Annotated in this window: 6 protein-coding genes; all 6 read left to right on the forward strand. The window is 42.9% G+C overall.

The window, feature by feature from the left end; genetic code table 11:
• The first annotated feature begins 227 nt into the window (after positions 1–227).
• The 6 genes from BV372_RS16165 to BV372_RS16195 all read left to right on the forward strand — a co-directional run bounded on the left by BV372_RS16165 (position 228) and on the right by BV372_RS16195 (position 9,545).
• The gene (locus BV372_RS16165; RefSeq protein WP_143845149.1) at positions 228–668 is read left to right on the forward strand and encodes a hypothetical protein; all 441 of its coding nucleotides are present in this window, start codon (positions 228–230) and stop codon (positions 666–668) included.
• Positions 669–672: 4 nt separating this feature from the next.
• A complete protein-coding gene (locus BV372_RS16170; protein WP_086687521.1) occupies positions 673–1,887 on the forward strand; it encodes an NRAMP family divalent metal transporter in 1,215 nt (404 codons plus the stop codon).
• Positions 1,888–1,966: 79 nt separating this feature from the next.
• Positions 1,967–2,326: a hypothetical protein gene (locus BV372_RS16175; RefSeq protein WP_086687522.1), complete on the forward strand. Its 360-nt coding sequence runs from the start codon at positions 1,967–1,969 to the stop codon at positions 2,324–2,326.
• Complete coding sequence (locus tag BV372_RS16180) at positions 2,326–2,694, forward strand: hypothetical protein (RefSeq protein WP_086687523.1); 369 nt, start codon at positions 2,326–2,328, stop codon at positions 2,692–2,694. Before BV372_RS16175 ends, BV372_RS16180 begins: the two co-directional genes overlap by 1 nt.
• 183 nt (positions 2,695–2,877) lie before the next feature.
• Positions 2,878–5,256 carry a glycoside hydrolase family 31 protein gene (locus tag BV372_RS16185; RefSeq protein ID WP_086687524.1) on the forward strand — a complete coding sequence of 793 codons (2,379 nt, stop codon included), beginning with the start codon at positions 2,878–2,880 and terminating at the stop codon, positions 5,254–5,256.
• A 398-nt stretch (positions 5,257–5,654) separates the two neighbouring features.
• Positions 5,655–9,545: an ATP-binding protein gene (locus BV372_RS16195; RefSeq protein ID WP_086687526.1), complete on the forward strand. Its 3,891-nt coding sequence runs from the start codon at positions 5,655–5,657 to the stop codon at positions 9,543–9,545.
• Positions 9,546–9,682 lie beyond the last annotated feature (137 nt).

Here is a 9,682-nt window from a genome sequence, read left to right on the forward strand (position 1 = left end):
TGCACAACTTTAGGCTTGCCACGCCACTACGATTTAAGCTTTACTTTATAAATAACCTCTAAATAATTTTTTCTAACATCAAACTTGATTCCTATCTGTGTATATTTAATATTTAAATATTACAAAACTTTATTTTTTAATAACAATTAAATCTTTTGTAAGAGAGATGTACATAATTATCGAGAGAATGCCAAAAATATATTATCTAGACTACGAGGTGTATAGAAGTGCCAAAAGTAGGTAAATGTACATTGTTGATTCATTATTTATTAATAACGCTCTGCTTGGCATCTTGTAGTAACAAATCTTCTTCAGAAGACTTGACTAAAGAAATACAAAATGTATCTTCCTGGTCAGCAACAGCCCATATGGTAGGTGATGCTTGGATACATGGTGCTGTACCTAAAAAATATGCTCAGAAAACTTTGAAAAAAGCGCAAGAAGAGATTTTAAAAGAAAGAGACAATATTGTAAAACTGCAAATATCTCAACAGGCAATTCAACAGCATAAAACTGTACTTGTATCAGAAGTTTTACTATTAGCTAATAAAACTGAAAAAATGTCAATAGCAATTGCTCAAACAAATCGTGCAGAGGTGCAAAAATCCCTAGAAGAATTAGAAGCAGAGAGTAAAGTGCTAAACAGATTAAGAAAAATACCAGAATAAAGCCATGAAGAAAATTTTGGAAATTGCGCTGGGAATTGTCACCAGTATTGGCGGCTTTCTGGATGTAGGTGCGATCGCCACAGCAGCAGAAGCTGGATCTACCTATGGCTTTCAACTAATTTGGGTCATTATCCTAGGGACAATTTGTGTAATCTCTCTAGTGGAAATGTCTGGGCGGTTAGCAGCCGTTAGTAAGCATACCTTAGCTGCGGCGGTGCGGGAACGCTTCGGCTTTAACTTTTATGTTATCCCATTATTTGCAGAAATCGCAGTTGATTTTTTGGTTTTAGCAGCAGAAATTGGCGGTGTTTGTATAGCCCTACAACTAGTAACAGGTATTAGTTTCCAATTGTTTGCTTTACCTGTAGCTTTTGCAATTTGGTTATTACTTTGGAAAGGTACGTTTGGTCTAATTGAAAATGGCATTTCTCTTTTAGGATTAATTACATTAGTATTTGTCTACGCTACATTTAAATTACATCCATCGCTAACGCAAATTGGCAGTGGTCTATTGCCCACAATCCCACGGGAAGATACTACCCATTATTTATTTATTGCTGTGAGTATTTTGGGTGCATTAATCAGCCCTTACCTGTTTTATTTTTACTCATCTGGTGCAGTAGAAGATAAGTGGGATGAAAGTCATATTGGTGTGAATCGTGCTGTCGCTGGTTTAGGCATGGGCTTCGGTAGTATTGTATCTCTGGGTGTGCTGATTGTGGCAGCCTTGGTACTCAATCCTAAAGGCATTCAAGTTGATAGCTACGAACAGGCGGCGTTAATGCTGACTGAAAATTTAGGTTATTGGGGTTTTATTCTGTTTGCAGCATCGCTGGGAATTGCCTGCTTTGGTGCTGCACTAGAAGTTACTCTTGATACAGCTTATATTGTGGCTCAAGCTTTTGGTTGGAATTGGGGCGAAAATCTCAAGCCAAAGGATGCAGCGCGGTTTAGTTTAGTCTATACCGTGTTTGTATTTTTGGCGTCGTTACTGATGGTCTTTGGTATCGACCCTTTACAATTGACTTTATTTTCAATGGCAATTACCGCTGTAATTTTGCCACCTGTAATTGTGCCATTTCTCGTCTTAATGAACGATCAATTATACGTGGGTAAGTATCGCAACGGCTGGATTAGTAATAGCATTGTTATATTTACAATTGTGCTGGCATTTATCTTAGCGATTGTTGCAATTCCCTTAGAATTTATTGGAGGGTGATATTTTGAGATGAATCGAGTTGTGGCATAATTTTTTGTCTCACGCAGAGGCGCAAAGGCGCAAAGAAGAATGCAAGAGTATGGACATTATTAGAGATGTTTTAGATAACCAATTAGTAGATCGCAATCAACACGAAATGGGTAAAGTTGATGGCGTTGTGATGGAATTGGAGGAAGGAAAACCACCAAGACTAGCTTATATAGAAGTGGGAGTAACTACACTTGCTAATAGAGTAAATCCAGGTTTAGCACGTTGGGTTGCAGCAATTGCGAGGAAATGGGGTGCTAAACAAACTGAACCATTTCGGATTCCGTGGTCAAAAGTGCGGGATGTTGGTATTGATGTGGAAGTTGATATGGAAGCCGAAGCAACACCAGCGTTAGCCTACGAAAAATGGTTACGCGATCGCATTATCAAACGCATCCCCGGAGCAGAATAATGACAACTAGGGAAATTCATTTAGAACTGCTACTTGGTAAGCAAGTATTGGACTCCAATGGTAAAGCGATCGGACGCATTGAGGAAGTACGAGCCGAAAAGCAAGGCGAAGAATGGTTGGTTGAGGAATATCTGATTGGCTATGCTGCAATTTTAGAAAGATTATCTGCCTGGACAATTGGGTTAGGAATTTTGCATCTACTGGGGGCGCGTAAAATCCACGGTGGTTATACAGTACCTTGGGACAAGCTGGATTTAACTAACCCTGACAAACCGCGTTTGCGTTGTAGTTTAGAGGAATTAAAGTCATTATCCCCAGAAGCACAGAATGTAGATGAAACTTCTGCCAATACTGGAAAAAAAGAATAATTAATAACCAATATACGCCCATATATTATTAAAAATCTGTCTTCTGCCTTATTTCCAAGGTAGGTCATTTATAGCTAATTTCAATTGCGTGGAATACAGATACTTTGTCAGGGCACAACATTGTTGTGCCCTAATTTGTGGAGGTTTGAGTTCCCCAGTCCTTATGTTTAAGACAGGTTTATTATGCCGCAATATTTCGGAAAATTACCCACAACTAACCAACCGTGGACAACCATTGGTTGTGTGCAAGCTGTAAATTGGAGCGAGCGCACTGTTAATTTTGAGTGTACTAACTCCAGCTTCCAAATCACTATACTTGCCCCCAATTTACTCCGAGTGAGGCTTGCACCAACTGGCGAATTTAGTCCCCGCCGTTCTTGGGCGGTAACAGTGGACGATTCAGAATGGGCAAAAGTACCTTTTGAGGTGCAGGATAGTGAGGCTGCGGTAGAAATCACAACGGAACAAATCCGTGTATGCGTGCAAAAGCAAGAATCCTGTCTGGTTTGCTTTGACAAAGATAATCGTCCCTTTGCCCAAGACGATTTGGATATGCGGATGGGTTGGCGTATGGGTGCAGTTGCAGGCTGGAAGAAAATTTACCCCGATGAACATTTCTATGGCTTTGGCGAACGCACAGGCTTTCTTGATAAACTCAGCCAAGTTAAAACTAACTGGACAGTCGATTCTTTAGATTACGATGCACTGACTGATGAAATGTACCAAGCTATTCCGTTTTTTATGGCTTTGCGTCCAGATGTTGGTTATGGCATCTTTTTCAACACTACATTTTGGAGCCAATTTGATATCGGTGCGGAAAAACCTGGTGTTTGGAAGATGGAGACTCGCGGGGGGGAACTTGATTACTATATTATTTATGGCCCCGAACCTGCGCAAATCTTAAATACATACACCCAATTAACTGGGAGAATGCCGTTACCGCCAAAATGGGCGCTTGGTTATCATCAATGTCGCTGGAGTTACGAATCAGAAGATGTGGTGCGGGAACTAGCGCGAGAATTTCGCCAGCGCCGCATTCCCTGTGATGTAATTCACCTCGATATTGATTATATGCGGGGTTATCGCGTGTTTACCTGGAGTCCAAAGCGCTTCCCCGATCCAGCAAAATTGGTCAGTGACTTAGCAAAAGCTGGTTTTAAGACTGTCACAATTATCGATCCGGGTGTGAAGTATGAGCCAGAAGCTAATTATCACGTTTTCGATCAAGGAATAGCCAACGATTATTTTGTGCGTAAAGCTGATGGACAATTGTTTCACGGCTACGTTTGGCCTGAGAAAGCTGTTTTTCCTGACTTTTTACGCTCTGATGTCAGCCAGTGGTGGGGGGATTTACACAAAAGCCTCACCGATATTGGTGTGGCAGGAATTTGGAATGATATGAATGAGCCTGCCATTGATAATCGCCCGTTTGGGGATGGTGGGGAGAAGATTTGGTTTCCGCTTGATGCGCCGCAGGGGGAAGCAGGGGAGCAGGGGAGCAAGGGAGCAGGGGGGAATTTACCTGCATCAGCTACGACGCATTTGGAAGTGCATAATTTGTATGGGTTGATGATGGCGAAAGCCTGTGCTGAAGGGTTGCAACGGCATCGTCAAAAAGAGCGATCGTTTGTGCTGACTCGTTCTGGTTATGCGGGGGTGCAACGTTGGTCTTCTGTGTGGATGGGGGATAACCATTCATTATGGGAGCATTTGGAAATGTCTCTACCCATGCTGTGTAACATGGGGCTTTCGGGTGTGGCGTTTGTTGGTTGCGATATTGGCGGGTTTGCAGGTAACGCCACAGCTGAATTATTCGCCCGTTGGATGCAGGTAGGAATGCTCTACCCACTAATGCGCGGTCATTCTGCCATGACTACTGTTCGTCATGAGCCTTGGGTATTTGGCGATCGCACAGAAAATATCTGTCGCGAATATATTAATCTGCGTTATCAGCTATTACCTTACATTTACAATCTTTTTTGGGAAGCGGCACAAACAGGCGCTCCGATTTTAAGACCTTTATTTTACCATTTTCCTAGCGATCGCCAAACTTACACTCTCTACGATCAAGTATTGCTGGGAGCTTCCCTAATGGCTGCGCCTGTTTACCGTCCTGGCGTTGAGTATCGGGTTGTTTATTTACCCGCAGGTACTTGGTATGACTGGTGGAGCGGTGAATGTTACGCAGGCCCTACCCATATTCTGTCCCATGCACCGCTGGAAAGAATGCCACTTTTTGTCCGTGGTGGTGCCATTATTCCTATGCAACCTGTGCAGCAATATGTCGATGAACGTCCACTCGACCAACTCCATTTGCGCATTTGGCCAGGCAAGAACGAATACATATTCTTTGAAGATGATGGCAAGTCAAATACTAGTTACAATCAAAACTTTTGTTTAACTAAAATAAGTGTATTTACAGAAGGTAAACAAACGATTGTAGAAGTCAGCCCGCGAGAGGGTGAATGGACACCACCACAGCGAGAAGTGATTGTGGAACTTGTTGGTGTTGGAGAACAGCGCTTCCAAGATGATGGTAGTGCGTATAGCTGGAAATTTTAAAATCTGCACTTAGATATATTTTCAGCCCATCTAACAGAAGTAATGAGGGCTAGGAGGGAGCAGGAGAGCAGTGAATGATGGCTATTAGACCTCTTGCAAAAATATATTTTTGCAAGAGGGGGGAAAGGGAAAAGGTTAAAGGGAAAGGGTTTTGAATTCCTTTCCCCTTTTCCCCTTTCCCTTTTACCGACTTCTGCAAGAAGTCTATTCTCTGTTCCCTGTTCCCTTTTAAAATCACAAATGCATATTGCCTCATTATGCCTACTAAAAATATGCATATAGGTAGATGAAATTTTAAGTCAACTACCTGTAGCATAAAATACAACAAATCTAAACCCACTAGGCTAAAAAACATTGGACTTTCATAAGTTCGTTTAGATGGGGTTACAAAGACCTCAATGTTAAAAGGAAACCGCTTGCGCCTGCAAGTTCTCGATCGAGTCGCCACACAGTCGTTAATAGTGCAAGCTAGCAGTGCGATCGCCATATTAGTTGGTGGCTTGGTACTAATGGGCTGGGGTTTGGACATTGAATGGCTCAAATGTGTCTGCTCTGGCGGTTTGGTGACAATGAAGCCAAACGCAGCCTTGGGTTTTATACTGTCTGGTGTGTCGTTGTGGTTAGCCCAGAAAGTAAAGATAGACAAAGGTGCATCTCCCCATCATAACGCCCTCTACCTTTGGGGTTCTAGGCTGTGTGCAGTAGCAGTAACGATCGTTGGTTTGCTAACAGTCGTTCAATCTGTTTTCGGTGGGAATCTTGGGATTGACGAGCTATTATTCCGTGACTCACCAAATGCTTTATTGACATCACATCCAGGGCGAATGGGTTTGAATACTGCACTCAACTTTATGCTCGTCGGCAGATCCCTAGAGTTATTGGTGCATCAAAAAACCTACCGCAGCTATTGGTACTCCCAAATCCTTGCCCTCATAGCTGCTTTAATTTCCTTACAAGCGCTGATTGGTTATGCCTATCAAGTACAAATTCTTTATGGCGTACAACCTTATACAACTTCAATGGCGTTACACACAGCACTAACTTTTATAGTTCTGTGTATGGGAATTATGTGGACACATCCGAATCAGGCATTAATGCGAGTAATTACAGGCAATACCAACAGCGGCTTTTTGTCCCGTAGGTTATTATTTGCTGCGATCGCCGTGCCTTTGCTACTGGGGTGGCTAATTGTTCTTGGTCAAAAAGTCGGAAAGTATGATACAGCGTTTGCCGTATCATTGTTTGCCATTATTATCATGGTAATTTTCGCCATTTTGATCTGGCAAAGTGCAGCAGTTGTTGAATGTCTCAGTTACCAACGCGATCGTGTTCAAGACGAACTGAAAGCTTACGAAGAGAAACTCAGAAGTCTTGTAGATGCTAATGTAATTGGTATTTTGTTTGGCGATATTTATGGCGGTATCCAGCAGGCAAATGACGAATTTTTAGCGATGATTGGCTACACGCGAGAAGATTTATTAGCAGGCAGAATCAGCTGGAGCCAGATTACACCACCAGAATATGTACATTTAGACGAGCAAGGAATCGCTGAAGCCCAAACAAATGCTAACGGCGCTTGTACGCCCTATGAAAAAGAATATATCCACAAAGATGGTAGCCGTATCCCAGTTTTAGTTGGTTTCGTTCTGCTAGGAGAACAAAGGGAAGAGGCAGTAGCATTTATTATCGACTTAAGCGAACGGCAACAAACACGCAAACAAATAGTCCAGCTCAACAAGGATCTGCAACGCCGTGTCACTGAGTTACAAACTTTACTCGATGTCATCCCAATTGGCATTGGCATTGCCGAAGACCCACAATGTCAAACTATCAAAGTAAACCCCGCTTTTGCCAAACAGTTGGGGATTTCACCAGATAAAAATGCTTCGCTGAGTGCTCCAGTTGATGAGCTGCCCAATTTTAAAACATACCGCGAAGGTAAGGAAATTTCGGGTGAAGAACTCCCCATGCAGTACGCAGCCGCTCACGGCGTTGAAGTTCTAGATTTTGAAATCGATGTTGTCCAAGAAAATGGCAAAATCGTCAAACTGATAGAGTCTGTTGCACCCCTGTTTGATGAGGAAGGTAACACTAGAGGCTGCATTGGCGCATTTTTGGATATCACAGAACGCTATCAAGCCGAGGAAGTTCTGCGAAATCAGCAAAAATGGCTGAAAGATGTGCTGAACTTGATGCCCAGACCATTACTATTTATTGAACCAGGAACGGCGCGGGTGACTTTTGCAAATCGCGCAGCTGATGAGTTAGCTGGGGGCGAATTTCCTCAAGGTATACCAGCCGAAGAGTATCACAACTTTTACTATTACAGCGATGCTAGTGGCAATCGCATTCCCAATGACCAAATGCCAGGAGTGCGCGTTGCTCGTGGAGAACGTCTGGATGGGTTAGAGGTAGACTGGCATACAAATCAAGGTGTGCGTTCTCTACTAGTATTTGCCGATACTTTGCCAGCAATGCATGGTTATCCAGCTACCTGTGTATTAGTATTCCAAGAAATTACCAATATCAAGAAAGCCGAAAAAGCACTTTCCCTCGGTTATAAAAGACTTCAGCTGCTATTTGATACGGCCAGTGAATTATTATCAAGCCAAAATCCTGTGGCATTGGTTGATAGCTTGTACCGTAAACTTGCAGAACAGATTGGTTTAGATGTATACCTAAATTATTTGCTTGAGCCAGACTCTCAGGTAATGCATCTAGCCTCATCCACAGGAATTTCTGAAGAACTAGCAAAAGAAATTGAGTATTTAACAGTCGGTCAAGGAGTATGCGGTACTACAGCGCAAACGCGTTGTCAGATTGCTTTAGATAATGTACAGCAATCAACTGACCCAAAAACAGAATTAATTCGCAATATAGGAATTACAGCTTACTATAGTTACCCGTTAATCGCCCAAGGGCAGCTTTTAGGAACCCTTTCCTTTGGTAGCCGTACTCGCGATCGCTTCAGCAATAATCAAAAAGGAATGATGCAAGCAGTTTGCGATCAAATAGCGATCGCAATGGAACGCGCTCGGTTAATTGCTTCTCTACAACAGCAAACTGAGCAGTTACGAGATGCCAACCGCATGAAGGATGAATTTTTGGCGATATTGTCCCATGAATTGCGATCGCCCCTCAACGCGATCTTGGGATGGGCGCAATTGCTGCGTTCCCGAAATCTTAGTGAAATTCAGGCAACCAGAGGGCTGGAAACCATCGAACGCAATGCCAAAATGCAAACCCAGCTAATTGAAGACTTGCTGGATATCTCGCGCATGATTAGAGGCAAATTACGTTTGAATGTTGCCACTTGCAATCTGATTTCAACTATTAACTCAGCTTTGGAGACTGTGAGCCTAGCTGCCCAAGTTAAGGAAATCGATTTGCAATTTTTTTTACCGGGGAGAGAGCCACAGTCAGCAGATTTAGCATTGGGGTTCTCAAACAATCATAATTGTGAATTTTTAGTTTCCGGGGATGCAGAACGCTTGCAGCAAATCATCTGGAATTTGCTATCTAATGCGATCAAATTCACATCACCAGGCGGTAGGGTAGAAATCAAGCTTTCAAAGCTCGTTGAAAAACTCAAGGGTACTTTAGTTAGCTACGCTCAAATTCAAGTAATTGATACAGGTATTGGGATTACTTCTGAGTTTCTGCCTTACGTATTCGATCGCTTTCGCCAAGCTGATAGTTCTAGTACCAGAGCACATGGTGGGCTGGGATTAGGATTAGCAATTGTCCGTCATTTAGTAGAACTACATGGCGGTACTGTTCATGTCGATAGTCCCGGTGAGCAGCAAGGAGCGACATTTACAGTCAAGCTACCACTTTTATCACCAACTAAGGGAGCTATTTCACTACCGCATCAAGAAGAAGATTCTGCGTTGCTTCTTTACCCCTCCTTTTTGGGTGTGCGAGTACTAGTTGTGGACGACGAAGCTGATAGCCGTGAATTTATAAGCACTGTACTGCAACAATGCCAAGCCGAAGTTCAAGTAGCAGCCTCGGTACCAGAAGCATTGCAGATACTGGCAAACTGGAAACCAGATGTGATTGTCAGTGATATCGGTATGCCTCAAGAAGATGGTTACTCATTGATCCGCAAAGTGCGATCGCTACCACTAGAGCAAGGAGGAAACATCCCAGCGGCAGCACTGACAGCTTATGCTAGAACAGAAGACCGGATGCGAGCTATCCAAGAAGGTTATCAGCTACATTTAGCTAAACCAATCGAGCCAGCCGAGTTAGCAACAGTAGTTGCCAGCCTCGTTGGTCGTGCTTAAAAATCAGAGGATATTTGTAAAGTAATATTCACCCGTAGGGTGTGTTATGCCGGAGGCTAACGCACCTTGAATTGTTAATTAGACTTCTTGCAAAAGTCGGGAAAAGGGGAAGGGGAAAGGGGGAAAGGTTTGATATT

It is taken from the genome of Nostoc sp. T09, from assembly GCF_002154695.1.
Lineage (GTDB): Bacteria > Cyanobacteriota > Cyanobacteriia > Cyanobacteriales > Nostocaceae > Aulosira.